The organism is Fusicatenibacter sp. (assembly GCF_050872605.1).
Taxonomy (GTDB): domain Bacteria; phylum Bacillota; class Clostridia; order Lachnospirales; family Lachnospiraceae; genus Fusicatenibacter.
On record NZ_JBNMHD010000035.1, the window covers coordinates 1 to 26,108 of the forward strand.

Annotated in this window: 28 protein-coding genes and 1 tRNA gene; 3 read left to right on the plus strand and 26 right to left on the minus strand. The window is 51.0% G+C overall.

Annotated elements, in window-relative coordinates; all coding sequences use genetic code 11:
* Window positions 1-60 precede the first annotated feature (60 nt).
* Together ACY2VT_RS10715 and ACY2VT_RS10720 are read left to right on the plus strand one after the other, a co-directional pair.
* On the plus strand, window positions 61-1,137 hold the full coding sequence (locus ACY2VT_RS10715) for an NAD(P)H-dependent flavin oxidoreductase (RefSeq protein WP_461879881.1): 1,077 nt from the start codon (window positions 61-63) through the stop codon (window positions 1,135-1,137).
* Window positions 1,138-1,269: 132 nt separating this feature from the next.
* Window positions 1,270-2,643 carry a sodium-dependent transporter gene (locus tag ACY2VT_RS10720; protein WP_461873433.1) on the plus strand — a complete coding sequence of 458 codons (1,374 nt, stop codon included), beginning with the start codon at window positions 1,270-1,272 and terminating at the stop codon, window positions 2,641-2,643.
* Window positions 2,644-2,735: 92 nt separating this feature from the next.
* Here the strand turns inward: ACY2VT_RS10720 and ACY2VT_RS10725 are convergent, their stop codons facing one another.
* The 23 genes from ACY2VT_RS10725 to ACY2VT_RS10835 form a co-directional block, all read right to left on the minus strand.
* On the minus strand, window positions 2,736-3,779 hold the full coding sequence (locus ACY2VT_RS10725) for a sulfate/molybdate ABC transporter ATP-binding protein (RefSeq protein WP_461879882.1): 1,044 nt from the start codon (window positions 3,777-3,779) through the stop codon (window positions 2,736-2,738).
* Between the two features lie 12 nt (window positions 3,780-3,791).
* On the minus strand, window positions 3,792-4,496 hold the full coding sequence (modB, locus tag ACY2VT_RS10730) for a molybdate ABC transporter permease subunit (RefSeq protein WP_461879883.1): 705 nt from the start codon (window positions 4,494-4,496) through the stop codon (window positions 3,792-3,794).
* Between the two features lie 153 nt (window positions 4,497-4,649).
* Entirely contained in the window at window positions 4,650-5,597 is a 948-nt protein-coding gene (gene modA, locus ACY2VT_RS10735; RefSeq protein WP_461879884.1) for a molybdate ABC transporter substrate-binding protein, read from the minus strand.
* A gap of 38 nt (window positions 5,598-5,635) precedes the next feature.
* On the minus strand, window positions 5,636-6,658 hold the full coding sequence (locus ACY2VT_RS10740; RefSeq protein ID WP_461879885.1) for an XdhC family protein: 1,023 nt from the start codon (window positions 6,656-6,658) through the stop codon (window positions 5,636-5,638).
* A gap of 29 nt (window positions 6,659-6,687) precedes the next feature.
* Window positions 6,688-7,125, minus strand: a complete 438-nt coding sequence (locus ACY2VT_RS10745) for an MOSC domain-containing protein (protein ID WP_022462461.1) — start codon at window positions 7,123-7,125, stop codon at window positions 6,688-6,690.
* A gap of 37 nt (window positions 7,126-7,162) precedes the next feature.
* Window positions 7,163-8,134, minus strand: a complete 972-nt coding sequence (gene moaA, locus ACY2VT_RS10750) for a GTP 3',8-cyclase MoaA (RefSeq protein WP_461879887.1) — start codon at window positions 8,132-8,134, stop codon at window positions 7,163-7,165.
* Between the two features lie 3 nt (window positions 8,135-8,137).
* On the minus strand, window positions 8,138-9,163 hold the full coding sequence (locus tag ACY2VT_RS10755; RefSeq protein ID WP_117802062.1) for a molybdopterin-binding protein: 1,026 nt from the start codon (window positions 9,161-9,163) through the stop codon (window positions 8,138-8,140).
* Between the two features lie 31 nt (window positions 9,164-9,194).
* Window positions 9,195-10,040: a selenium-dependent molybdenum cofactor biosynthesis protein YqeB gene (yqeB, locus tag ACY2VT_RS10760; RefSeq protein ID WP_461879888.1), complete on the minus strand. Its 846-nt coding sequence runs from the start codon at window positions 10,038-10,040 to the stop codon at window positions 9,195-9,197.
* A 151-nt stretch (window positions 10,041-10,191) separates the two neighbouring features.
* Window positions 10,192-10,563 (minus strand): winged helix-turn-helix domain-containing protein, encoded by a 372-nt coding sequence (locus ACY2VT_RS10765; protein ID WP_461876599.1) that lies wholly within the window; start codon window positions 10,561-10,563, stop codon window positions 10,192-10,194.
* Window positions 10,564-10,578: 15 nt separating this feature from the next.
* Window positions 10,579-10,815, minus strand: coding sequence for a DUF3343 domain-containing protein (locus ACY2VT_RS10770; RefSeq protein WP_461879889.1), 237 nt, complete (start codon window positions 10,813-10,815; stop codon window positions 10,579-10,581).
* Between the two features lie 57 nt (window positions 10,816-10,872).
* Window positions 10,873-12,021 (minus strand): aminotransferase class V-fold PLP-dependent enzyme, encoded by a 1,149-nt coding sequence (locus ACY2VT_RS10775; protein ID WP_461879890.1) that lies wholly within the window; start codon window positions 12,019-12,021, stop codon window positions 10,873-10,875.
* Window positions 12,018-12,656 carry a sulfurtransferase-like selenium metabolism protein YedF gene (gene yedF / locus ACY2VT_RS10780; protein WP_461879891.1) on the minus strand — a complete coding sequence of 213 codons (639 nt, stop codon included), beginning with the start codon at window positions 12,654-12,656 and terminating at the stop codon, window positions 12,018-12,020. Before yedF ends, ACY2VT_RS10775 begins: the two co-directional genes overlap by 4 nt.
* A gap of 26 nt (window positions 12,657-12,682) precedes the next feature.
* Window positions 12,683-13,720 carry a selenide, water dikinase SelD gene (selD, locus tag ACY2VT_RS10785; protein WP_461879892.1) on the minus strand — a complete coding sequence of 346 codons (1,038 nt, stop codon included), beginning with the start codon at window positions 13,718-13,720 and terminating at the stop codon, window positions 12,683-12,685.
* A gap of 21 nt (window positions 13,721-13,741) precedes the next feature.
* Entirely contained in the window at window positions 13,742-14,257 is a 516-nt protein-coding gene (locus ACY2VT_RS10790; protein WP_461879893.1) for a MogA/MoaB family molybdenum cofactor biosynthesis protein, read from the minus strand.
* A 3-nt stretch (window positions 14,258-14,260) separates the two neighbouring features.
* Window positions 14,261-14,758 carry a cyclic pyranopterin monophosphate synthase MoaC gene (gene moaC, locus ACY2VT_RS10795; RefSeq protein WP_461879911.1) on the minus strand — a complete coding sequence of 166 codons (498 nt, stop codon included), beginning with the start codon at window positions 14,756-14,758 and terminating at the stop codon, window positions 14,261-14,263.
* Window positions 14,759-14,798: 40 nt separating this feature from the next.
* Window positions 14,799-15,656 carry a selenium cofactor biosynthesis protein YqeC gene (gene yqeC / locus ACY2VT_RS10800; protein ID WP_461879894.1) on the minus strand — a complete coding sequence of 286 codons (858 nt, stop codon included), beginning with the start codon at window positions 15,654-15,656 and terminating at the stop codon, window positions 14,799-14,801.
* Window positions 15,657-15,786: 130 nt separating this feature from the next.
* Entirely contained in the window at window positions 15,787-16,560 is a 774-nt protein-coding gene (locus ACY2VT_RS10805; RefSeq protein ID WP_461879895.1) for an immunoglobulin-like domain-containing protein, read from the minus strand.
* Window positions 16,561-16,565: 5 nt separating this feature from the next.
* A complete protein-coding gene (locus tag ACY2VT_RS10810; RefSeq protein WP_461879896.1) occupies window positions 16,566-17,270 on the minus strand; it encodes a polysaccharide biosynthesis tyrosine autokinase in 705 nt (234 codons plus the stop codon).
* 15 nt (window positions 17,271-17,285) lie between these two features.
* Window positions 17,286-18,029, minus strand: a complete 744-nt coding sequence (locus ACY2VT_RS10815) for a YveK family protein (protein WP_461879897.1) — start codon at window positions 18,027-18,029, stop codon at window positions 17,286-17,288.
* Between the two features lie 21 nt (window positions 18,030-18,050).
* On the minus strand, window positions 18,051-18,779 hold the full coding sequence (locus ACY2VT_RS10820; protein ID WP_461879898.1) for a CpsB/CapC family capsule biosynthesis tyrosine phosphatase: 729 nt from the start codon (window positions 18,777-18,779) through the stop codon (window positions 18,051-18,053).
* Window positions 18,780-18,968: 189 nt separating this feature from the next.
* A complete protein-coding gene (locus tag ACY2VT_RS10825; protein WP_461879899.1) occupies window positions 18,969-20,150 on the minus strand; it encodes a MerR family transcriptional regulator in 1,182 nt (393 codons plus the stop codon).
* Window positions 20,151-20,209: 59 nt separating this feature from the next.
* Window positions 20,210-21,232, minus strand: coding sequence for a dTDP-glucose 4,6-dehydratase (rfbB, locus tag ACY2VT_RS10830; RefSeq protein WP_461879900.1), 1,023 nt, complete (start codon window positions 21,230-21,232; stop codon window positions 20,210-20,212).
* A 148-nt stretch (window positions 21,233-21,380) separates the two neighbouring features.
* The gene (locus tag ACY2VT_RS10835; RefSeq protein ID WP_461879901.1) at window positions 21,381-22,220 is read right to left on the minus strand and encodes a MerR family transcriptional regulator; all 840 of its coding nucleotides are present in this window, start codon (window positions 22,218-22,220) and stop codon (window positions 21,381-21,383) included.
* Between the two features lie 183 nt (window positions 22,221-22,403).
* On the opposite strand from ACY2VT_RS10835, the gene ACY2VT_RS10840 reads away from it, so the two are divergent.
* Window positions 22,404-23,756 carry an MATE family efflux transporter gene (locus ACY2VT_RS10840; RefSeq protein ID WP_461879902.1) on the plus strand — a complete coding sequence of 451 codons (1,353 nt, stop codon included), beginning with the start codon at window positions 22,404-22,406 and terminating at the stop codon, window positions 23,754-23,756.
* A gap of 83 nt (window positions 23,757-23,839) precedes the next feature.
* Here ACY2VT_RS10840 and ACY2VT_RS10845 read toward each other — a convergent pair whose 3' ends face one another.
* The 3 genes from ACY2VT_RS10845 to ACY2VT_RS10855 all read right to left on the minus strand — a co-directional run bounded on the left by ACY2VT_RS10845 (window position 23,840) and on the right by ACY2VT_RS10855 (window position 25,974).
* Window positions 23,840-24,124, minus strand: coding sequence for a DUF6171 family protein (locus tag ACY2VT_RS10845; RefSeq protein WP_461879903.1), 285 nt, complete (start codon window positions 24,122-24,124; stop codon window positions 23,840-23,842).
* 73 nt (window positions 24,125-24,197) lie between these two features.
* Window positions 24,198-25,700: an alpha-N-arabinofuranosidase gene (locus ACY2VT_RS10850; protein ID WP_461879904.1), complete on the minus strand. Its 1,503-nt coding sequence runs from the start codon at window positions 25,698-25,700 to the stop codon at window positions 24,198-24,200.
* Between the two features lie 200 nt (window positions 25,701-25,900).
* Window positions 25,901-25,974: transfer RNA gene (locus tag ACY2VT_RS10855), tRNA-Arg, on the minus strand.
* Window positions 25,975-26,108: the final 134 nt, after the last annotated feature.

The window sequence follows — 26,108 nt, forward strand, 5'->3', positions numbered from 1 at the left end:
GAACATCCCCGGCGCGGCGGCGGGCACGGGATCGTCCATTTATCAAAAAGGAGAATTCATATGTTACCAAATTTAAAAATAGGAAATCTCACCGCCAAATACCCCATCATCCAAGGCGGAATGGGCGTCGGCATCAGCCTCTCATCCCTCGCCGGTGCCGTTGCCAAAACCGGCGGAATCGGCGTCATCTCCGCCGCCCAGCCCGGCTGGCGCGATCCGGAATTCGCGCGTGATCCCTTAAATGCCAATCTCCGCGCACTCGCCTTCCACATCCGCCGCGCCAAAGAAATTTCAAACGGCGGCATCATCGGCGTCAATATCATGTGCGCCCTGACCCACTACGAGGAATACGTCCGCTGCTGCATCGAAAACGGAGCCGATCTCATCATCTCCGGGGCCGGTCTCCCGACCGATCTGCCAAAATACACAAAGGGAAGCTCCATCAAGCTCGCCCCTATCGTTTCCCCGCCCCGGACTGCCAAAGTTCTTCTGAAGCTTTGGGACAATCACTATCACCGCGTTCCTGATCTCGTTGTCATCGAAGGTCCTGCAGCCGGAGGCCATCTCGGCTACTCCGCCGAAACCGTAGAAGAGACAGCCGCGCGCGGCTACGATGACGAAATCGGGGAAATTCTGCAGATCGTACATGGCTACGAAGAAAAATACGCCTGTACCATCCCCGTTGTCTTTGCCGGAGGCGTCTACACCCACGAGGATATCCTCCACTATCTGTCGCTTGGCTGCGCAGGTGTCCAGATGGCTACCCGTTTCGTTGTCACGGAAGAATGCGACGCCGATCCGCGCTACAAGCAGGCATACCTGAATGCCCAAAAAGAAGATATCACGATCATGCACAGTCCGGTCGGCATGCCGGGCCGCGCAATCCGCAATCCGTTTCTGAGGGAACGCGAACAGGAACGTGAAAAAATCTCACACTGCTATCAGTGCCTCAAAAAATGCGACAAAGCCTCCATTCCCTACTGTATTACCACCGCCCTGACCCGCGCTGCCGATGGAGATACCGACAACGCTCTTCTTTTCTGCGGGGAAAATGCATGGCGTCTCGACCACATGACCACTGTGCCGGAGCTGATGGCGGAACTGGCCGGGGAATCCCTGCCGGACAGCAAAAAATAAAAAATTTAGTAGTGACTTTCCTTCCCAATAATGTTACAATCTTCTTTATGATGTCAGCATAAAAAGTCTTCAAGAACTGACCATCAACCCAAAATTTTCGTAACACACAAAAACACAAAAGGAAGGAACTCTATGAGCAAACACAACAAATCCCGCAGCTCGTTTTCCGGCAAAATCGGTTACGTGCTGGCTGCAGCAGGCGCTTCCGTCGGACTTGGAAACATCTGGCGTTTTCCCTACCTCGCAGCAAAATACGGCGGAGGAATTTTCCTCCTCATTTATATCCTGCTGGCGCTCACCTTCGGCTACTCCATGATCGTTGCCGAGTCCGCCATCGGACGCATGACACGAAAAAGCCCGGTCGGCGCTTTCCAGTCGTTCGGCAAATCGAAATGGCTTTCCGCCGGAGGCTGGATCAACGCCATTATCCCGATTCTGATCGTTCCATACTACTCTGTCATCGGAGGATGGGTCATTAAATATCTGATCGAATACGTGAAGGGCAACAGCACCCTGCTCGCAGAGGACGGCTATTTTTCCGGCTTCATCTCAAACGGAGTTTCCACAGAGCTCTGTTTTGCCGTTTTCTGCCTCATTACGGTCGCTATCATCTACGCCGGTGTGCGAAACGGCATTGAACGCGTTTCCAAAGTGATGATGCCGATTCTGATCGTCCTTTCCGTTATCATTGCCGTTTATTCCGTGACAAGACCGGGCGCACTGGCAGGCGTGAAGTATTTCCTTGTTCCGAACATCAAAAACTTTTCATGGATGTCCGTTGTTGCCGCCATGGGACAGATGTTCTACTCCCTCTCAATTGCGATGGGTATTCTGATCACCTTTGGCTCCTACATGAAAAAAGACACCTCGATTGAGGATTCCACACGCAATGTTGAAATTTTCGACACCGCCATTGCGATCATGGCAGGCCTGATGATCATTCCTGCCGTCTTTGCCTTCTCCGGCGGAGATCCGGATACCCTGCAGGCAGGACCTTCCCTGATGTTTATCACCATTCCGAAGGTCTTCGCCAATATGGGCTTCGGCACTGTGATCGGTATTCTGTTTTTCCTTCTGGTGCTGTTTGCCGCACTGACCAGCTCCATTGCACTGACAGAAAGCGCCGTTTCCACCTTTGAGGATGAGCTCGGCTGGGGCCGTAAAAAATCGACCGTTCTGATCGGCGTTATCATGATTGCGCTCGGAACGCTCTCCTGCCTTGGCTACGGACCGCTTTCCTCCGTCACCATTCTTGGCATGCAGTTCCTGGATTTCTTCGACTTCCTGACGAACTCCGTGATGATGCCAGTTGCTGCCATTGCCACCTGTCTTCTCGTTTCGAGAGTCATCGGTGTGGCGAAAATCGAGGAAGAAATCATCCACGGCGAAAGCCGCTTCCGCAGAAAGAAAATCTTTCTTGTCATGATCCAGTATCTCTGCCCGGTGTTTGCGCTGATCATTCTGTTCAGCTCCGTGGCAAATGCATTCGGCTGGATCACCATGTAACGAATCTGTAAACGATGAAAAAAAGATTGTTTTCGAAACACGATCACGATTTCGAAAACAATCTTTTTTTATCCAAATCTGTCACACCATCATCAGGAATCCGTCAACAGCAGAATATCTTTCTCCTTCAGATACAGCTCCTTTGGAATCCCCATTTCCGGGCTCCAGTCTGTTTTTGCGATCTTCCACTGCAGCCAGCTGCATTCTGCATTCTTCCGGAACGAAATGTTCCATTCAAACGGATCTTCCCAGATTTCGGATTCGTTGACCGGAAATACATTTTCCTCACCCGGCCTTTCTACTGTGGCCAGAAAATGTGCCCGGATACCGACTGCGCGGATATCGTCTGCAATTTCCCGCTTCTTTACGTGCAGCGTCACGCCCCAGTCCACGGCCCGCAGCGTGTGCGCATCCACCCGCTCGGCCGCCGAAATGTTTTTGCAGCCCGACAAAATTGCCGCTGTGCGCGTCTTCGGATTCTGGAAAAATTCCTTCAGCGGTTCCATGACTTCCATCTTTCCCCGGTTCATACAGCTGACCGTATCGCAGAGACGGTACACCTCATCGCGGTTGTGCGATACGAAGATGACCGGTTTTCCGGCCTCCTTCAGATGTTTGTGCATCTCCTGCTCCAGCTGCCATTTCAGATAGGTATCAAGCGCTGAAAACGGCTCGTCGAGCAGAATCAGCTCCGGCTCTGCGGCGAGCATCCGTGCCATCGCAACGCGCTGTTTCTGTCCGCCGGAAAGCTGTCCCGGGATCTTTTTCTCCAGCCCTTCCAGCTGAAACTGGCGGATCAACGATTCCGTACGGCTCCGGTCCGGCCGTTTTCCCATGCCGGCCTCAATATTCTGCACAACATTCATATGCGGAAACAGGGCATAATCCTGGAACATATAGCCGACTTTCCGCTTCTGCGGCGGCAGATTGATTTTTTTCTCCGAATCAAACAGCACCTTGCCGTCAAGGACAATCCGCCCCTCATCCGGCTTTTCGATTCCGGCGATGCACTTTAAGGTCATGCTTTTTCCACAGCCCGACGCGCCGAGAATCGCAAAAATCTCCTGTTCCGCCCGGAACTGCATATGCATAAAAAAGCCGTCCAGTTTTTTTGTAATATCTACTTCAAGCGCCATGATTTATCCTCTCTACCACTGTTTCTGATTTTTCTTTCTCCGGTTGCCGAGAAGGTTCATCGCCGTCATCGTAAGGAATCCGACGAGCAGTACGACAACAGACCAGAACCCCGCCGTTTTATAATCCCCGTCCTGAATCACCATTGCGATTTTCTGGGAAACGGTACCCGTCCTTCCCGGAATATTTCCGGCCAGCATCGACGTCGCGCCGTACTCACCGAGCGCCCTTGCAAATGCCAGCACCGTACCGGAGAGCACACCGGGACCTGCCGATGGGATGACCACTTTCCAGAAAATCTTCCACTCCGACATACCAAGCGTCCGCGCCGCATAGATCAGGTTCGTATCCACCTGCTCAAATGCCGCTCTCGTATTGCGGTACATCAGCGGAAACGCGATGATCGTTGCCGCCAGAATACAGCCAAGCCATGTCTGCACTGCCTTGATACCGAAATTCTCATACAGTGCAGCACCAAACGGACGGCGGAGGCTGAAAATCAGAAGCAGGAAAAAGCCTGCAACGGTCGGCGGCAGAATCATCGGAAGAGTCAGAAAGCCGTCAATCACGGCACGCGCGCCGGGACGCAGCTTCATCACCGCACGCGCGGCAAACATACCAAAGAAAAAGGACAGAATCGTCGCCACAATACCGGTCTTGATCGAAATGACAAGCGGGCTCCAGTCCAGTGACTGTAAAAAATCCAGTATTTCCTGCATAACATTTCCTTTCTATCCACGGCAGCCCTGCATACCTGCATCACGCATCCTGCCCGGATTTTCTCTGATGCAAAACCACCGTCCGCAGAAACGAAATCTTTCTTTTTCGGACGGTGATTTCAAATCCCTGCTGTTTTTTGGGGGATCTTCTTTTTATTCTACCTCTGTATCAAAGTAATAATTCCGGAAGATGGCGGCTGCCTCGTCGGAAGTCAGAAACTCTACAAAATCCTTTGCTGCTGCCTGCTCGGTCTCATCTGCCTCTTTGTTGACAACCTGTGCTGCCGGGTAGATGACATTTCCGGTCAGATCGTACGGAACGACCTGCAGAACCTTCAGGCGGTCTTCCAGGCCGTAGGTATCAGAATAGTAAACCGTACCAACCTCATTGGATCCCTCTGCAACAGCGGAAGTAACGGCTCCTACATTTGCGCATTCATTGATTTCCACGCCGCCGAGCGCTTCGGAAACCTGCTGGGTTGTGATGGCCGATACGTCGTCTGCTTTCTCCAGAATGCCTGCATTGACCAGTGCTTCTCTTGTGTATTTTCCAACCGGAACGGAACCGTCTGCCAGTGCGATGCTGGATGCCTTGTTCAGATCCTCCAGACCCATAACTTCTGTATTGCTTCCCTCATAGGTTACAACGCAGACCTGATTGTTTACGATGTTGTGACGGGTTCCCTCAACCAGGAGATTCTCACCCTCAAGCTGATCCATCTGTTTTGCTGCTGCGGAGAAGAATACGTCGCAGGATGCACCCTCTTCGATCTGTGTCATCAGGGTTCCTGAGCTGTCATAGCTGCCGACCAGTTTGACATTCGGCTGAGTCTTATTGTACTCGCTGATCAGCGTCTCCATTACGGAGTTCAGGCTCTTTGCGGCAAATACCGTAACGGTGGTGTCGTCAAATACTTCGCCGTCTGCTGTACTCTCTGTGCCGGATGCGCTCTCGGCTTCCGAAGAAGCGCCAGATGCAGATGTGCTCCTGGCCTCCGGGCTGCTCTTGCCGGAAGAATCTGCGGAATTGGAAGATCCGCATGCACCAAGAGAAAGTGCGATAGCGGCCATCAGAAGAATGGATATCGTTTTCTTTTTCATGATACTTTACTCCTCATTTCTTTATCTTGCACCGGGCATCACATATGAAGCGCCGGATGTGCACCTTTTCGTTTTCCGGTTTTTGCAGACCGGATCTGAATGAGCTGTGCGGCGATGCTAATCGCAATCTCCGCCGGTGTCTCGCTTCCGATCTCAATTCCAATCGGGGCATGAACACTGTCAAGCTGTTCTTTGGTAAAGCCCTGTGCTTCCAGTTTGTCGCGCACATATTTTGTCTTTCTGCGGCTTCCCACCACACCGATATACGATGCGTCAGTACGAAGTGCAAACGCCTCGGCATCCGCATCACACCGGTGACCGCGCGTCACAATCACAAGATAATCATTTTTCTGGATGGAAAGGACCTCATCCAGTTTCGCAAAATCCACCAGCATCGTCTGCCCGGCATCCGGGAACAGTGCTTTATCCACATATTCCTCCCGATCATCGAGTACGATACAGCAGAAATCCAGATGATGCAGCACCGGAACGAGTTCCTGGGCCAGATGGCCGCCGCCGAACAGATAAACCTTTCCGTCGTAGCAGAATTCCTCGGCATAATACGTTTTTTTGTCCAGTTCCAGAATCCGGCAGTGTCCCGCTTTTTCCTGTGCCGCCGGAAGCAGTTCCCATGCTTCTTTTTCCAGCACGCAGATACCGGTTCCGTCCAGCGCAAAGAAGATCCAGTAGCTGTGGTACTGCTCCTGCGCCGCAAGTGCCTGCGACAGACTTTCTGCTTCGCCGTGCGCTCCATTCATAAAATAGAAGCACACTTTCACTCTGCCGCCGCAGACCATGCCAAGCCCCTTCCCCTCTCCGGTTCCGAGATCGTATTCTCTGTATTCACTTTTCTTCTCCTGCACCAGCTCCTGCGCATGCAGAACCGCCTGATATTCCAGGTTTCCGCCGCCGATAGTTCCGAAAATCCGTCCTTCCCGGCCGACCAGCATATAGGCGCCCGTCGTGCGCGGAATGGAGCCGTCCCCTTCGGTGATAAAGGCAAGAACCGTGTCCTGTCCCTCTTCCAGCTGTGCAAGCAGTTTCCGGTAAAGTTCGTCCATGTTTCCTCTCCTTGTGTCTGATCTCTGGTCTACTTTTCCGTCACCAGTTCGATGGTGTCACCCTTTTGAATCGTGCCGCCGCGCAGCACCACCGCGAAAACGCCCTCCCTCGGCATGATGCATTCACCCATGCGTTTGAAAATCTCGCAGTGGCTGTGGCACTCCTTTCCGATCTGCGTCATCTCAAGCAGCGCATCCCCGCAGGAAAACCGCGTGCCGACCGGCAGATTCCGGAAATCATATCCTTCCACGATCAGGTTTTCCCCGAAGGCGCCGAGCGGAATATCCGCCCCCTTTGCACGGAAGGCTTCTATTTTTTCATACGACAAAAGGCTCACCTGGCGGTGCCAGTGCCCGGCGTGTGCATCGCCCTCGATGCCCCAGTCTTCCACCAGCTTCGCCGTTTCCACCTCGTGCTTTGCCGTTCCCCGTTTTTCACTGATACAGATTCCTATGATTTTTCCCATTTCTTTTGTTTCCTCTTCTTTTCGAACCGCCGTCATTTCATCCGCCGATGCCGGACATCAGGTGGTGCTCCGTCATATCCTTCGGCCGCTCAAAGCAGTGTTCCATCGGTTTTTTTAAGATTGCCTGTGCCATCACATCCCGCAGATCCGCCGCTGTTCCGTTCTGCAGAACCTCCCGCAGATCCACGCCGTTCTCATAGCAGAGGCAGAGCTTTAAAAAGCCGCGGCTTGTCAGCCGTACGCGGTTGCAGCTTCCGCAGAACTTTCCGTGGATCGCGCTGATAAAGCCGACGGGCATCGACAGCTTTTCGTACCACACATAAGCCGCAGGACCGTTTCCTTCTTTTTCCTGGTCCGGCGTACATGCCCCATACCACTGTTCCAGCTCTGTTTTCAGCGCCTCATTCGACGGACCCACGTACGATTTTCCGGCGCCCACCGGCATCACCTCGATGAACCGCACCGGGACTTTTTCCTGCTCTGCAAATTCAATCAGTTCCTGCGCATGCAGTTCTTTTCGATGCACCGCATTCAGCTTCACTAAAAGACCCGCCTCTTTGGCCGCGCAGATGCCCTGCTTTACCTGCTCCAGCGCATCGCGTCCGGTAAGCGCCGCAAACTCTGCCGCATCCACTGTATCCAGGCTCACATTCACGCTGTCACAGCCGGCCGCCTTCAGATCCCTCGCACACGATGCCAGGCGCACGCCATTCGTCGTGATCCCAACGGATGCGGTGCCCGGCACTGCTTTTATTTTCTGCACCAGTTCCACGCACTCTTTTCTTACCAGCGGTTCCCCTCCGGTAATCCGGTAATGCGTGATGCCAAGCCCGGCCGCGGCGTGCACAATCTTCAGTATCTCTTCGACGGTAAGCGGCGGATTCTGTTCCGCCTGCTCCAGTGCACAGCCCGCCGCACTCTCCGGCATACAGTACCGGCATCTCAAATTGCACGCGTCCGTGATGGAAATCCGCAGGTAATCGATCGTTCTGCCATACTGATCCTTCATCGTTTATCTGCCTTTTCCAAAACCGCAGTTCGGGAAGGTGCAGACCTTGCAGTTCAGGCAGAGACCGCCCTCGCCAAGACCGGCCAGCTCCTCCGCTGTCACCTCATCATCTGCAATGAGGCGCGGCAGGACAAGATCGAAAATCGTCCGTTTCGAATACATCACGCATCCCGGCAGGCCGACGATCGGTGTTCCGTTTTCGGCATACGCCAGAAGGAACATGGCTCCCGGCAGCACCGGCGCGCCGTAGGAAACGATGCGTGCTCCGGTATTTTTGATCGCCAGCGGCGTCTTGTCGTCCGGATCCACACTCATTCCTCCGGTGCAGAAGACAAGATCGGCACCCGCTTCCATCGCGCGGCGGCATCCGTCTGTGATCTTCGATGCATCATCATCGTAAACCTCATGAAAGATCATCTCCGCGCCGAATTCTGCCAGCTTTTCCTGGATAACCGGTGTGAAGGTGTCCTCGATCCGATGGTAATACACTTCATTTCCCGTTGTCAGAACCGCAAATTTTTTCTTGTGGAACGGCTTTAAGGTCAGGATCGGCCCGTCGGAACAGACTGCCTGTGCCGTCTCCATCTTCTCTTTTTTGATGACGAGCGGAATAATTCTCGTTCCCGCCAGTTTGTCGCCTTTTTTCACGTATGTATCACCGTGGCGCGTCGCAATCATCATCTCGCCGAGGCTGTTTACTTTTTTCAGCTTCTCGCGGTCCACTTTCAAAAGACCGTCGCAGTCCGCGATCAGTTCAATTTTTCCTTCTTTGACATCGGACGGATGCATGTGATCGTTTTTACACATATCGTAAAGAATCTGTGCCGCCTCATTTTCATGCAGCATTGTATCGTCCTTTTCCCAGATGTAAATGTTGTCCTTTCCGACACTTAACAGCACCGGAATATCTTCTTCTGTAATGATGTGGCCTTTGCGGAATACCGCATCTTTTGTCACACCTTTGATAATCTGTGTAATATCGTGGCAGAGCACCTGGCCTACCGCGTCTTCTGTTTTCATCAGTTTCATCTGAAACGCCTCACTTTTTCTTTCTTTGAATCTATTCCAGTTCTCCGCAGATCACTTCCAGCACGCTTCCGGCTATGCACCGCGCCTTATCGGAAATCGTGAAGCAGTTCTGCAGTTCTTCTTTCCGCGGATCGATGTCCGCAATCTTAAATCCCTTCGTCACCGGATAGCCGTCGCGGATCAGCCCGCGCAGCAGACCGGAGAGAGATGCTTCCACAGGTACCATCCCGTTTTCTGTCTCAATTTCTGCAATCACAGCCCCGGCTTCCACGATGTCTCCGATCGAAGCCGCATTCCGCAGAATACCTTCCGCCTGTGCATGCATCACACGCTCTTTTCCGTACCCGCCGATGATGCCCGGGATGCCGGTGTTCGGAACCGCGCTTCCGCTTCGGATCACGCGTCCAAGATTATGACCGCGCTTCGTCTCAATTACAACATCCACATCTTCTCCTGCCGTAAAGCCCGGTCCGAGGGCAATCACAAGCGGCGCCATCTCTTTTGTCGTCCCGAGATTTTTCTTCGCCAGAATCGCATCGACCACGACGGCCGGGCGAAGTACTGCAATGCTTAGTCCCGCCGGATCCACGAGCACCGGAACACCATCTTTCTTCCAGATCCCTTCCATTTCCTGTTCCAGAAGTTCTTTCCGGTTCTTTTTCTCTGCGAGCTCCACGTCCATGCGCACGGCTTCCACGTCCTCTACCCTGGCACTGCCGGCATATACCGCTTCGCTCAAAGCCACCTGCCGCCGGATCGCCGCCGGGTGCTCTGCTTCCAGAACCAGCAGACGAAAGCCCGCTTTTTTCAGACGGTGGATCGTACCGGTTGCAAGATCTCCTGCTCCCCGTACCACGATCAGATCTTTCTTTTTCATCTTCGCTGTCTTCCTTCTTTCGTTTCAGCAGCCGCCGTTTTCTTCCGTCTTCCGCGGTCTGCTTCGTTATTTTCGCGTGAGAATAACGTTTTTTCCATTAATAAAAATACAGGAAAGGACACGTTTTGTCAACGTGTCCCCGTAAAAAATGTTATTTTTCTTCTGTTCCAAACCACTTCTGAAACGACGCATCGGCGCCTGCGCGGACTTCTTGTTCAAATTTCCGGTACCGCTTCAGGAATTCTTTTCCCTCCGGGGTCAGTACCGTCTGGCCGCCGTTGCTTCCGCCCCGGTTTCCCTGTACCAGCGGGATGCCGAGATCCTCCTCGGCGCGCTTTAAGATTTTCCAGCCTTTCGAGTATGCCATCTGCATACACCTGCAGCCCTTCGAAAGGGAACCGGTCGCCTCCACATGCTCCATCAGCTCCGCCACGCCGGGGCCGAAGGCGTGATCCGTCCGGCTGACGCGCAGCCGCATGTCATACCGCAGCTCCTGCCGTAATACTTCTTCTTTTTCTTCCATCTCCACCTCATACCTTTACAGCAGCACGCGGTATTCCGCCTCATAGGCAAGTCCCGCCGTCTGAAGTGCCGCAAGGATCTCTTTTCCCTCTTCCGGCGCTGCTTTCCACGAAAGGCCGCAACCCGCCGTAATTTCCCGCGGAATGGGGATCATCCTGCCCGGCAGGCCGTGCGCTCTCGCATACTGTTCCATCTGCATCGCCTGCGTTGTTCCCGCAAACGTCAGAATCCAGATTTCTCTTCGCTGTCTCATATCGTTTCTTCCTTTTTCCGGCTTCTTTTGTATCCCGGATGCCGGCTGCCGCCTCTCTCACTGCCGCATTTCTTCTTCGGCAAACTCCCGCAGAGCCTGCGCGGCAATCCGGACTTCTTCTTCCGTCAGTATATGGGAAAAGCTGAACCGCACGGCTCCCTGCTCCCGTGTCCCGAGTGCTTCGTGCATCAGCGGCGCGCAGTGTGCCCCGCTTCGGACTGCAATACCATAGTTCTCATACAGCCAGTCGCTGACATATCCCGAATCACAGGAGCCGATGTTTAATGCCGCCGTTGGTACCCGCTGCTGCAGATCGTCTGTTCCATATAAAGTAAGTCCCGGGATTCCCTGAATTTCCTCCAGAAAGAGGTGCATCAGCTCCTTCTCTCTTTTGTAAATCATTTCAATCCCCGTCTTCTCCAGATATTCCAGCGCTCCCAGAAGTCCCGCAATTCCGTGGACATTTAAAGTTCCAGCTTCCAGGTGCTCCGGCATCGCCGCAGGCTGTTCTTTTTCATAGCTTCGGATTCCGCTTCCGCCCATTTTGAGCGGCCGGATCGAAAGTTCCGGACGGACGTAGATTCCGCCGGTTCCCTGCGGCCCTAATAGTCCCTTGTGGCCGGAAAAACAGAGCACGTCGATCCCGCTTTTCTGTACATTGATCGGCAGAATCCCCGCTGTCTGCGCCGCATCGACGATCAGAAGCAGAGAATGGCGTTCTGCGATTCTGCGCACCCGCGCAAGATCCGTGATATTTCCGGTCAGGTTGGAGGCATGCGTAACGACAAACGCTTTCGTGTTTTTCCGCACTGCCGCTTCCATCTGATCGTAATCGATCCTTCCAGATACATCCGCCGGAACCACGGAAAGCTCCAGTCCCTGTTTTTCCAGTGCATACAGCGGACGCAGAACGGAATTGTGCTCGCAGACTGTCGTGATCACATGATCCCCCGGCCCGAAGAGTCCGAAAATTGCCGTGTTCAGTGCCTCCGTATCGTTGCACGTAAATGCAATCCGCTCCGGGCTCTCCGCGTGAAACAACTCTGCCAGCCGCATTCTCGTTTCAAAAATGATACGGCCCGCGTCCAGTGTCGCATCATGGGCACCGCGGCCTGCATTTCCACAGCCGTGCAGTGCCTGGATCATGCGCTCCTCTGCTTCTTTTGGATGCCACAGCGACGTTGCCGCCGAATCGAGGTAAATCATGGCTTAATCACGCGGTCTGCGCTGCTCATGCGCTCCACGATGTCATACATGTTGGTCACACTGCCGACCTGCAGCTTTTCGGAGATGCCGTAGAAGTTCAGGCATGTTCCACAGGTCAGAATTTCAACGCCGCGCGCTGCCAGATCTTTCAGATCCTCCAGGGACTCGGAACCCTCGCAGGTCAGCTTTGCGCCGCCGTTGTAGCACAGAATCGTATCCGGCAGCTCATCCTGCTGGGTCAGTGCGTAAAGGAAGCTCTTCATCAGAATTTTGCCCAGCTCCTCAGCCCCCTCTCCCATATGATCACTGGAAAGGACAACAAGTTTTGTTTTCTTTGCTGCCGGTACAAGGCATACGGTTTCCTCTTCTGTTTCATCCTGTTCCTTTTCCGATACAGTGAGCTCCACATGATACTCTTTTTCCTTCTCTTCTTTTACCAGAAAGCCATATCCTTTCTGCTGTGCCATTTTTTCCAGGTTCTGCACGGCGATTTCATTATCCACCAGAACCTCAACTTTTCCGCTTCCCGGAAGTTCTGCGATTGCATTTTTTGCCTTTACCAGCGGCACCGGGCATACATCTCCCATTGCATTTACGATTTTTTTCTCCATCTCGGCCATTTTTCTTTCCTCCATGTTCTGTTATCGTACTTTTTATCTTATTATTTCCGGCTCTGTGTCACATAAATTTCGGTTCCCGCCGGCTCTGTGATTCTTCCCACAATGGCCGCCGGAATGCCCTGCTCCCGCAGTTCTTTCTGCAGTTTTTCCGCCTCTTTCGCATCCACGGCCATCAGAAGCCCTCCCGATGTCTGCGGGTCAAACAGTACCTCCTGCATGCCGAACGGAATGTCCTTGAAAGTCACATGCTCTTCCAAATGATTCCGGTTCCGCTGGCCCGCCGCAGTGATCAGAAACTCCTCCGCCGCATCCACGGCTCCCGGAAAGACTGGAATCTGATCTGCCCAGATATGGCAGGAAACGCCGGACTCCATCATCTCATGCAGATGGCCGAGAAAACTGAACCCTGTCACATCGGTGCATGCATGAATCTCATACTTCCGCGCCGTCTCCGAGGCATATTTGTTCAGTGTCATCATCGACTCCACGGCCTGCCGAAATCCTTCCGGATTTTCTTCTCCCACGCGGTGTGCCGCACAGAGAATGCCGGTTCCAAGCGGCTTTGTCAGAATCAGCAAGTCACCCACGCGGCCTGTATTATTCTGCCAGATCCGGGCCGGGTGCACCGTTCCGGTGACAGAAAGACCATATTTGACACTGTCATCCGCAATCGAATGGCCGCCGGAGAGCATTCCCCCTGCCTCCTGTACTTTTTCCGCGCCGCCGCGCATGATCTCTCCTAAGATATTCAAATCCATCTGCTCCGGGAAGCATACAATATTGAGCGCCGTCCGCACCTCGCCGCCCATCGCATAGATATCACTCAAGGCATTCGTCGCCGCGATTTTTCCAAATGTGTACGGATCTTCCACGACCGGCGGAAAGAAATCCAGCGTCTGCACCATCGCCAGATCGTCCGCCAGCTTGTAAACGGATGCATCATCCTTGCTGTCGTATCCGACCAGCAGGTTCGGATCTTTTTCTCCCTTCGGCAGTTTCTCCAAAATATGTTCGAGCACACCGGCTCCCAGCTTTGCCGTGCAGCCGCCGCTCTTACAGAAAATAATTTTTTCTTCCATTTTCACATGTTCCCTCTTTTTTCAGCTTCTTCCGCACTCACCGTCCGTTCCACGCAGAAGGCCCAGCGCGTGCGGCAGGGTATCGAGTATAAATCCAAGGCTTTCCTCCACGGCTTTCGGGCTGCCCGGCAGATTGATAATCAGCGTCCGATGACGGATTGCACTGACCGCGCGGCTCAGCATCGCCCGTTTCGTGATCGCCATACTGCCCGCACGGATTACCTCCGCGATGCCCGGCGCCACGCGGTCGGATACCGCCAGAGTTGCCTCCGGTGTTACATCCCGCATGGAAAATCCCGTGCCGCCTGTCGTGAGGACAAGATCGCACTGCTCCAGATCGGCAAGGCGGATCAGTTCTTCTTCGATTATCTCCTGTTCATCCGGCAGCAGACGCATCGAAACCACTTCATACTGATCCACCGGAAGCAGTTCCTTAATTTTAGGACCGCTCTTGTCCTCCCGCTCGCCCTGATAACCTTTATCACTTAATGTCACAATTCCCACCCGGAAAACCGGGAAATCTTTTCTGTCTGCCATCTGCTACGGTTCCTGCCTTTTCTCTTTGTCGTAAATATAATGGCCGCTCTTTCCGCCGTCCTTTTCCAGAATGTGGATGTCGCCGATCTCCATGCCGCGGTCCATCGCCTTGCACATATCGTAGATCGTGAGCAGCGCGGTGGAAACACCGGTCAGCGCCTCCATCTCCACGCCAGTCTTTCCGACACACGATGTGGTGCACACGGCCGTAATAGAATTTGTATTCTCGTCCATGGTAAATGTCACTTCGCAGTTCGTCAGCGGCACAATGTGGCACAGCGGAATCAGCTCCGCATTCTTCTTCGCCCCCATAATGCCTGCCAGCCGTGCAACGCCGAGCACATCGCCTTTTTTCGCCGTATGGTCCCGCACGGCTGCAAATACCTCCGGGCTTACCTGTATGGTTCCCGTCGCTGATGCCACCCGGTACGTATCCGGTTTCTCATGGACATCGACCATGACGGCGCTGCCGTCTTTCTTAAAATGGGTAAATTCCGCCATCTGTCTCCTCCGTTCTATTTCCGTTTTATTCTCCGGGCTTTCACTCTGCTCCCTCTCCACGCACAGGAAATTCTGCTCTCCCATGCCAGGGATATGTGTCTGCACCGCTTTGTCTCCGGTTTCCTGCCGCGCATGTAACCAGAACATGCTCAATCCCCTGTCTGCGTAGCAGCTCCACAAGTTTCTCCGCGGCCTCCCGATATTTTTTTTCCTCATATTGGTGCAGCACGGCATAAAACGTTCTGCCCTTCAGATCCTTCTGCTGTCCCTGTTCCGATGCGATCAGCCGTGCCAGATCTTCTTCCGTGATATGGTGTTCCATCGTACAGCCAAGCAGTTCCGCCGCCCGTTCTGCCCGAAAGCAGCCCTTGCCAAGCGGCTGTCCCAGTGCCGAAAGACCTGTCACACCAATCACAAGAGCTGAACAGGAAAGCAGCGCCGGTTCGTGTTCCGCCGGTGCCTTGCACGGCAGGTGCTTCGCGCCGTCCGCCTCAATCAGCGTCAGATCAGCCTTTTCCCGTGCCGCTTCAAACAGTTCCGGTTCCGGCATGGAAAGTTTTTCCGGATTCCGGCAGGCGCTCCCGATGATCGCTGCGCGGCCTGTGCGAAATTTTCTTTCGACCGCTTCCAGACTCTGGTCATGCCATTCCTTCGGCGGACGGTAAATGTGCGTCGAAGTTGTCACCAGTACCTTCTGATCGTTTTTTACGCAAAAGCCTGCCATCTCGTACAGCAGCGTCGTTTTTCCGCCGCCGCCGATGATAGAAACTACATGGTTCTTTTCCTTTAAAAAGGAAAACGCCGTTCCCATCTCTACTGGCTCCAGCTCCTGTTTTTCTGTTTTCTGCCAGATTCGAAGCATCGCTTTCAGCTCCTTTCTGCCATCTTTCTTTCTCACTCTACCATACTCATTTGGGGCTGTCAAATCTTCGCGGCAGGCACCAGAGTCTCGTGCAGGCACGGACTTTGGCTCGTTGCCCGAAAAAAAACTGCCCCGACGGGTCGTACCCATCAGAGCAGTTCTTTTTTTACTGAACGTGTACGGTAAGCACCACTGCGTTTGATCTGTTTCCATCGCTGTCCGTCACATGATACGTCAGCGTGTAATCTCCCGGCACTGCGGTATCCACATCGCCGTCAATCTCAATCTCGTTAAAGAGTGTCTCCTGACTGTCCACATCATCGATCATCTCTTTGATGTAGCTGATTTTATCCATTTCGTTTCCGGCTTCCACCGTCACCTCATACGTGTTCAGATACAGTCTTGGGCTTTCTGCCGACAGTTCTTCGATTTCCGTCTGTGCGTCGGCCTCGTTTTTCGCACCTGCCGCATCATTCTGCTGCGGTTCCTCCGCTGCCGGTGTCGGCTCATCTGCTGCGTCACCGTTATCCGCTTCCGGGGCCGGTTCCTCCGACATCGCACTGTTATTCTCTTCCAGGACCGGTTCATTTTCCGCCAAAGTATCTTTCACTGTAGTTTTATAATCCACACGACGTGTTACTTTGGTTACATTGTTATGACTGTCCTTGGCCGCATAAATAACTGAAGCACTGGTATAATCATCATTTGGAAAAATATTCTCAATCACAAGTGAATCGGTCACATCTCCGTCTTTATCATCCGTTGCGGTGACGCCCTCCAGTAAAACAGCTGTATCGCCGCCTTCCTCATATATCACATCCGCACCAGACGGAATTTTAATTTCCGGACCTTTTCGGTCACTTGTTACCACAACAGCCACTGTACTGGCCCCAAGTGCCAGACACAGGACAACAAGGCCTGCAACAATCCCTTTTTTCATGGCTGTTACTCGTCCTCCTCTTCGCCGTACTCTCCATAGTATTTATACTTACCGTATTTGCCGTATTTGCCATATGCCTGTTTCTGCATATCAACCTTGTTCAAAACAACACCGAGCAACGGACAGTTACTTTTCTCGAGCTGGCTCTTTACTTCCTGTGCAAAACGGTAGCTGATGACACCGGACTCGATGACCATGATGGAACCATCACAGATTTCTGCAACGATTGCACTGTCGATAACACTTCCCAGCGGCGGAGTATCTACAATAACATAATCATATACTTTACGAAGTGCATTTAAAAGACTGCGGAAATTCTTTCCTCCCAAAAGTTCTGCCGGGTTCGGCGGGAACGGTCCGGAATAGATCATATAAAAGTTTTTGACATTGGTAGAGCAGATCACATCCTCCAGACTTGCCTGTCCGGTAAGGAAGTGTGCCAGTCCGCGAACAGATTTTTCTGTTTTTGTTCTTCCAAGAAGAACGGATTTACGAAGATCGGCATCGATCAGAATTACTCTTTTTCCAATCTCAGCCAGAGAAATGCCAAGCTGCATGGATACGCTGCTCTTTCCTTCGTTTGGAGTACAGCTTGTAATTGCAATTATTTTTTTATCCTCTCCGCAAAACTGAAGGTTGGTACGGAGAGACTTGTAGGCTTCCACAATCTGATAACCTGATTTTTCCTGTTTTACTACTACCTGATTCACGTTCCGTATCCTCCCTTATTTCTTTCTTCCACGGCCGTTTTTGTTTTTCTTCTTACTCTTTTTCTGTCCTTCTCTGATCGGGATCGTTCCAAGTGTGCTTACCCCCAGATAACGTTCTACATCTTCGGAGGTCTGGATTGTATCATTTGTCAGATAAACCACAATGATAATAACAATTGCGATAAATGCACCTGCTACTGCGCTAATCATTCCATTTTTCATGATATTCGGACTTACAGGCTCATCTGGGATATTTGCCTCATCTACCACATTTACAGCTTCTGTATTCATAACATTCTGGATATGATCTGCTGCTGCCACACGGATTGCATCTGCTATCTGGCTTGCCACATATGGATCCTCATCCTTTACCGTAATTGAAAGAATACGAGTATCATTCTGCGTGGTAACTGTAATTTTTTTCAGAAACTCTTCATAAGTAAGCTCCAGATTTAACTGTGCAATAACTGTTTCTGCAACCTGACGGCTCTGAATCAGCTCTGCATAGTCTTTTGTTAACAGAGAACTCGCCTGCAGATCTCCACTTGTTACGGTATTGCTGCTGTCCTGTCTTGACAACACATACATCTTCGTTGTCGATTCATACTGCGGCTTCATAAGTACCTTGCTGACAAGTACCATCAGAAGGCCAAGTGCCAATGCAGCTAAAATCACATAGCCGATCTTGCTCCAGAGCACACGGAGCAGTTCCAGTAAATCGATTTCAATTTCATCCTGATTCTGTTGATTCGTTTCCATCTTCTTCTCCTGACTGTTTTTTTAGATTTCTCCGGCATCCCTTAAGATTTCCATCGGATTGTCGTGGAAAATCCTTTCTGCATATGCCTCTCCCATTTTTTTTGAAACATAGGCAGCGCCTGCTCCTATGTTGGGAACACGTGTTTTTGTGTTGTGGGAATCACTGCCTACAAAGCTGAGCAGATCTTCCTTCATCAATTTTCTGCAGTAGCGTTTTGCCCCCCACGTATACTTTCCAAGTATACTTTCCACATTCACCTGCAGTCTTGCGCCCATATCCACCAGATCGCTGGAAAATCCGACGCTCTTTACCGTTGCCTGATAGCGCTCCACATGCGCGATAATCGGTTCATAGCCGCAGGACAGTACATTGTAGACCCTCTCACGGATGTGCTGCGCGGAATCTCCCTCGGAAAATTCCAGCAGAACATAGGACGAACCGGCCATGGTCACATATTTCCGTTTTTTCAGGATATCCTGAAGATCCATGTTCGAGTGAAGTTCACACCCGAGATAAAGCGACATATCCGGATATTCCTTTTTTGCCGCTTCCTGCAGTTTCAGAAACTGCTCATGTACCTTTTTTGCCGGTGTTTCAAACATCCGCCGCCGATAATGCGGTGTGATGATAATCTTCCTGACCCCGTCCTCGTGCTGCATTTTCAGCATCGCCAGCGACTCTTCCAGATCAGATGCACCGTCGTCTACCCCCGGGACCATATGGCAGTGTACATCAAATAATTCCTTCATACCTCATCCCTCTTTTGTGCTTCTTTCTTTAAGTCACGCATACTTAGACATTCTATTATAGTATATATCCTTTTGTGATAACTGGCAATATAAAAAACATACTCTGTATTTGTTTTTTAACATTTTTGTCAAACTTGCCGAAAATAAGTCAGAAAAAAGAGACCTCCATTTTCATGTCGGTCTCTCCTGTTACTTTCTGCAGATGAAAACCCCTGCCTCTTTTGTGATCTCGATTCCACCATGCTTCTGAATTTTCTTTTCCAGAAATTCTTTGAATTCCCGCTGTCTCGGATACAGATACTCATTCTGATTGCCATGGCAGGAAAGAATATAGTCAAGAAGCGGTTCCGGCCGGTCAACCCATAGACTGTCCTCGTAGATTCGTTTCTCCACGCTGCCAAAATAAGGCTTTAACTGCTTTTCTCCGTGATCCAGACCAAAAATAGTATACAGCGCCACCTCCGAAAGATTAATCTGCGGATCAAACTCCTGTACCAGATCGGTAATCTCTTTCATATGGCCTTTTCCATACGTACTGCAGTAGAACACGCCGTCATCTGAAAGCACACGGCTGATTTCCTGCAGACCGCGGGACAGATTCTGGACATAGAACAAAACATGATTTGCAATAATCCGGTCGTATTCCGCATCCGGAAACGGAAGCTTCTGGCAGTCCAGTGTCCGGAAATCAAAACAGGATGCTTTTTCTTCTCCCAGATTTTCCGCCGCATCCCGGATCATGCCGTCCGACAGGTCAGACAGACAGATATACTTTCCTTTCAGCACGGATAGATCCGCATTTTTCCAGAGCTGTCCGTTTCCGCAGCCGATCTCCAGAATCCGGCGCGCACCTTCGAAATCCATCTGTTCGAAAAGCCACGGGAACCATCCCTTTTTATTTTTCGAATACTGCTCATGAAGGGAAATACGGATATTCAGGTTTTCCCCGTTTTTGTACTGCTCCACCAGTGTCTTTTCCATATCGGTCAGATGAATCAGGTTCAGAATGCCGGTCCAATCGATCTGGTTCGTCTCCTCGAGGATCTGTGTGGTATTCTGCAGCGCTTTTTCCATCTGCTCCAGATTTTCCATCTTTTTGTGGACAAGACCGATCTGCATTTTCAGCGACTTCAGGATATCCGCACTCGTATCGTGGATCGTCATGTTTCCGATCTCGTTCAGCGAAAATCCAAGATATTTCAGCGATAAAATTTTCTGCAGCTTCAGAAAATCCTCATCCGAATACATCCGATAACCGGATTCGTTGATAAAGCTCGGCTTCAGCAGCCCTTTTTTGTCGTAATAGCGAATTGTCCGAATGGTCACATGGGCCATCCGGGCAAATTCACCAGTGGTATAATATTGATCCATATCCACCACTCCTTCGCAAAAGCCGCTTTTTTGCGGCCTCTGCATTTCACTTTTCTCTCTTACAGACGGTCTTTGTACATCTCAGCAAAGTAGTTCTGATACTCACCGCTGATGATGTGTTTCCACCAGTCTTCGTTATCCAGATACCACTGAATTGTCTGTGCAATTCCAGTATCGAAGTTGTATTTTGGTTTCCATCCAAGCTCAGTCTCGATCTTAGTCGGGTCGATTGCATATCTTCTGTCATGGCCCGGGCGGTCTTTTACATATTTGATCAGAGATTCCGGTTTATTCAGGGCTTTCAGAATCGTCTGTACAACCTGAAGGTTGGTTCTCTCGTTGTGTCCGCCGATGTTGTAGATCTCGCCTACTTTACCTTTGTGGATAATCAGGTCGATTGCTTCGCAATGGTCTGATACATGCAGCCAGTCTCTGACATTCTCACCGTTTCCGTATACCGGAAGCTCTTCGTCTGCCAGTGCGCGGCTGATCATAAGCGGAATCAGCTTCTCCGGGAAGTGGTACGGGCCGTAGTTGTTGGAGCATCTGGAAACGGTAACCGGAGTACCGAAGGTTCTGTGGTAAGCCAGTACAAACAGGTCTGCGCTTGCTTTGGATGCAGAGTACGGGCTGGAGGTGTGGATCGGGGTATTCTCTGTGAAGAACAGGTCCGGGCGATCCAGCGGAAGGTCTCCGTAAACCTCATCGGTAGATACCTGATGATATCTCTTTACGCCGAATTTTCTGGAAGCATCCAGCAGTACACGGGTTCCCATTACGTTGGTCTGAACAAAGATGCCCGGATCCTCGATGGAACGGTCTACATGGCTCTCTGCTGCGAAGTTGACAACAACGTCAAATTTCTCTTTTTCAAACAGATCCATGATGAAAGCTTCGTCTGCGATATCACCTTTTACAAATTTGTAGTTCGGTTTGTCCTCAACCGGTTTCAGAGTCTCCAGGTTTCCTGCATAGGTCAGCAGGTCCAGGTTTACGATCTGATAATCCGGGTATTTGTTTACCATGTGATGTACGAAGTTTCCACCGATAAATCCGGCTCCGCCTGTTACTAATACTTTCATGCTTTTTCTCCTTTTTGGTGTGTTTATCGTCTCAGTTTTATGTCAATTCAACTTGTTGTACCCTCACTATAATGGGTGACGTTGCGTCATGGTCAAGAGGAGAATGAAAAAAGTTTGTGAAAATTTTGTTTTTTCCCCTCCTCCCTGGCTATTTTAAAATCTTTACGGCGATTCTCGTAATATACTGTTCCATTTCCTGACTGGTCAGCGCATCCACCATATATTCCTCATAAAAACGGTCATCCAGCAAAAGCTCCTGTTCCGTGGCATACCAGAACAGCTTCCGGTACGCCGCTTCAATTCCCTGCCATGGCCCTTTATAGTAATAGCAAAGATACTCTCCCTCCGGCCGAACTGTGTATCGCACTTTCGCCGGCACACGATCAAAGATCAGATAGAAATCACGGTAATCCAGAAAATTCCCCGTTTCCAGTGTTTCCCGTTTCTGAACAAACCCAACATTATACGAACTTCGATTTCCGTATTGCCCGCAGTAAGCATAGAGCTCTCCGATTTTCTGATTGACTGCCAGATTATCCGCTGACTCGCTGTGATTTGTGACAAGATACTGCAATGGCAGGATATGGATCCCCACAGGACAGAAGGGATCTTTTTCAAATGCCTCACGGCATTCCGCCGATGCCTGTGCCAGAAACCGCTTCTTTTCCCCTATCCAGTGCTGCATCCTGCGGAGCCGCTGGATTTTTTCGCGCACCACCTTCTCCTCCTGTTCCAGCAGCACTCCGAATTTTTCAGGACTTCGCTGTTCCAGATAATTTCGAATTTCTGCCAGCGGCATGCCCAGTTCCCGCAGCATTCCGATCACATCAAACGTTTCAATCTGATCCATCGCATAATACCGGTATCCGTTTGCCCCTCTTCTTTTTGGTACAAACAGACCAATCTCATCATAATGGAAGAGCGTTTCTTTTGTTGTGCCTACCAGCGCTGCAAATCGCCCCGCGCTTAAATACTCCTGTTTTCCCATTTCTGACTCCTTTTCCTGAATATGTTCTCTCGGAATTTTTCCTGTTTTTCACCTTTTTGCACTTGACTATAGGGTTACCCTATCCTTTATAATAGCAAACGATTCAAATTTTCACAAGAAATCTTTCCCATCTAAAGCGTGTCTGAAAAAGGCTTTTCACACATAAAAAGGAGGTTTTTGATTATGAGTCAGTCACTCGCCAAGGATTTCAACTTCCGCTCCCTGCTGAAGTTTGCGTTTCCATCGATCATTATGATGATCTTTATGTCTCTCTACAGTATTGTGGATGGCTTTTTCATCGCGCAGTACGTGGACAGCATGGCGCTTTCCGCCGCCAATATCGTCTATCCTGCCGTCAGCATTCTTCTTGCCGTCGGCATCATGTTCGGTACCGGAGGCAGCGCCGTCGTCGCCGCAAAGATCGGACAGGGAAAACAGGAGGAAGCCAACCGTAACTTTTCTGCCCTTACCCTTACCACACTGATCATCGGTATTCTGGGCGCAGTGCTCGGCAACCTGTTTTGCCGCCAGATCTGCCGTCTGCTCGGTGCAACGCCGGTGCTGATGGATTACGGTACCGCCTATCTGCGGACGATCCTTTCCTTTGCCCCGGTCTGTCTTCTCCAGGCGCTGTTCCAGTCCTTCTTCGTAACGGCAGGACGCCCGGGACTCGGACTTTCCCTTACGGTGTCCGCCGGCATTACCAACATGCTTCTGGACTATCTGTTTGTCGTCCCGCTCCAGCTTGGTGTTGCGGGAGCTGCCCTTGCCACCGGTCTTGGCCAGTGCATCCCGGCTGTTGCCGGCATTTTATACTTTACCTTTGCCCGCAAAGGCCTTCGCTTCACCCGGCCGGAATTTTCCAAAGGCCTGCTCTCCACAAGCTGCTTCAACGGTTCCTCCGAGATGGTCAGCAATCTTTCTGCAGCCGTTGTCACTTACCTTTTCAATATGCTGATGCTGAAATTTGAGGGCGAAATCGGTGTTGCCGCCATCACGGCGATTCTGTACGGACAGTTTCTCTTTGTTGCGCTGTACCTCGGCTACAGCATCGGCGTTGCACCTGTGTTCAGCTTCAACTACGGCAGCCGGAACAAACAGCGGCTGATCCGGCTTTACCGCATCAGTATCCGCTTCGTTGTGGTAAGCTCTGTGATTATTGCACTTGTGGCCGCCTTCGGCTCTCCGGTCATTTCCGCCGTTTTCATGCAGAAAGGCACGTACGGCTTTGAACTGACCCGCCACGGCGGATATCTGTTCTCCATCGCTTACCTGTTCTGCGGTACGAATATCGTTGCCTCCGGCATTTTTACGGCACTGTCAGACGGAAAGACCTCTGCTTTGATTTCCTTTTTGCGCACCTTCGTCTTTATCGTTCTCTCCGCGTTGCTTCTGCCGCTCGCACTTGGCACCAACGGTGTGTGGCTGTCGATTCCGGTCGCTGAGTTTCTGACACTGTTCATCTCCGTGCCGAAGCTGTCCCGCTATTTCAGGGATCCAAAAGTCGCACCGGAGACACAAACGAGTCCCAACTGATCTTACCGACTTCGCTGATTCTCAAAACCCCGCACAGGGATCCGTTGTTTTCACCGGATCCGCTGTGCGGGGTTTCTCTTTTACTACCACTTTTTCCCCGGGCAGTCCCGCAGTGCAATCGCTGCCCGCATCTCCACGTAGCAGCCGCACATGCGGCACATGCCGGACAGCAGCTTTTCACACTCCTTACAGATCGAAAGCCGCCGCTCGTATTCCTCCTCCGGCGCTTTATCGTCCGCCGGAATTCTTGCAATATACTCGTACATATTCTGAAAAAAGCCTGCCTCGTCCATCTCACGAAGCAGGCATTTTTTACAGATTCTGGTATTTCCGTCCATCGAAATCCTCCAGAACTGAATTATTTCCATCCCAGATATCTTCTGGTTCTTATGATTTTATAATTTTTATGGTTCTTGCTATTTTGCATATTTTATGGTTTCCCTATTTTACGGCGATATGAAGCACACTGCATGCCGGAATGGTAAAGGAAATTCCCTCTTTGGTTGCCTGCACACCGTCAAAGGCCTGAACGCCAACCGTCTCCGGCTCTTCAAAGGTGTTTTTATCCTGCATATGGCCGGTTACGATCTCGGCTTTGATCTCGCCGGCCTTTTTTCCAAGAAGTACTGCTTCTACCGGATATGCTTTCTCCAGATCCACATTCGTCATTGTAATATGAAGTACACCGTCGGCATCTACCGAAACAGATTCCGTCAGATTCGGAACCATGTATTCGTCTTCCAGACCAACCTGCTCCGTTTCCAGAGAGCTTGCCACCAGATCATTTTCCTGATGTACCTGATACAGATCGAAAACATGATAGGTCGGAGTTTTGACCATTTTCTCACCCTCTGTCAGGATCATCGACTGCAGAACATTGACCATCTGTGCGATGTTTGCCATCTTGACGCGGTCACTGTGTTTGTTGAAGAGATTCAGGTTAATACCTGCGACCAGTGCATCACGCATGGTATTCTGCTGATACAGAAATCCCGGATTCGTTCCCGGCTCTACATCGTACCAGGTACCCCATTCATCCACGATCATGCCGACCTTTTTGTCCGGATCGTACTGATCCATAATGGCGCTGTGACGGCGGATCAGCTCTTCCATATACATCGTCTTTTTCATGGTCTTATACCAGTCTTTTTCCGCAAATTCCGTTGCACTGCCCTTGTGATCCCAGGTTTCCGGAACCGTGTAGTAATGAAGCGACAGGCCATCCATCATGCCATGCTGCTGTGGGGAGGTTCTGCGGAAGCATGCTTTCATCACTTCCTGCGTCCACTCATAATCATCCGTGTTGGCACCACAGGCAATTTTCCGGATTTTCCTGCTTCCATTGTAATCACGCACAAAGGTCTGATATCTGCGGTACATATTTCCGTAGAATTCCGGATTCATATTTCCGCCGCAGCCCCAGTTCTCATTGCCGACGCCGAAGAAATCAACGGTCCACGGCTTTTCGTGGCCATTTTCCGCACGAAGATCTGCCATTGGAGATACACCGTCAAATGTCATATATTCAACCCACTCCGACATCTCCTGTACGGTACCGCTTCCCATATTTCCGTTGATATAGGTCTCACATCCGATCTGACGGCAGAGTTCAAAAAATTCGTGGGTACCGAAGCTGTTGTCCTCGACAACGCCGCCCCAGTTGGTATTGATCATCTTCTTGCGGCTTTCCTTTGGACCGATACCGTCCTTCCAGTGATACTCATCCGCAAAGCATCCGCCCGGCCAGCGCAGTACCGGAACTTTGATATTTTTCAGTGCTTCAACAACATCGGTACGCATTCCATTCACGTTCGGAATATCGGAATTTTCTCCTACATAGAGTCCTTCATAAATACATCTTCCCAGATGCTCCGAAAACTGTCCCTGGATTTCCTTATTGATTTTTGAAAGCTTTCTGTTCGCATCAATTACTAACTTAGCCATAACTTGTCCCCTTTCGAGATCTTAAACTTGGCTTTATTATAGGAGATGTATCTCACTTGTGTCAATGAGCGTACAAGTTGTTTCCCCATGATTTTTTCAAAAAGTGCGGCCGTCTGGCTGCTGACCAAAAGGCCGCTTGTTTTATTTTTCATTCTGCATACGAAAAAACCGCCCTGGTTTTCACCAGGACGGTTACCGTCCGTGCGTTAGAGGATTCGAACCCCCGACCTTTTGGTCCGTAGCCAAACGCTCTATCCAGCTGAGCTAAACGCACATTTCTTTGTCGCTTTGGAACTCTTTGTTTATCACTCGTTCCCGCTGACATCATGTATATTACACTATCCTAAGAGAAAAGTCAACACCTTTTTGAAAAAAAATTAAAATTTTTTCGAATAACAGTTTTTCGTG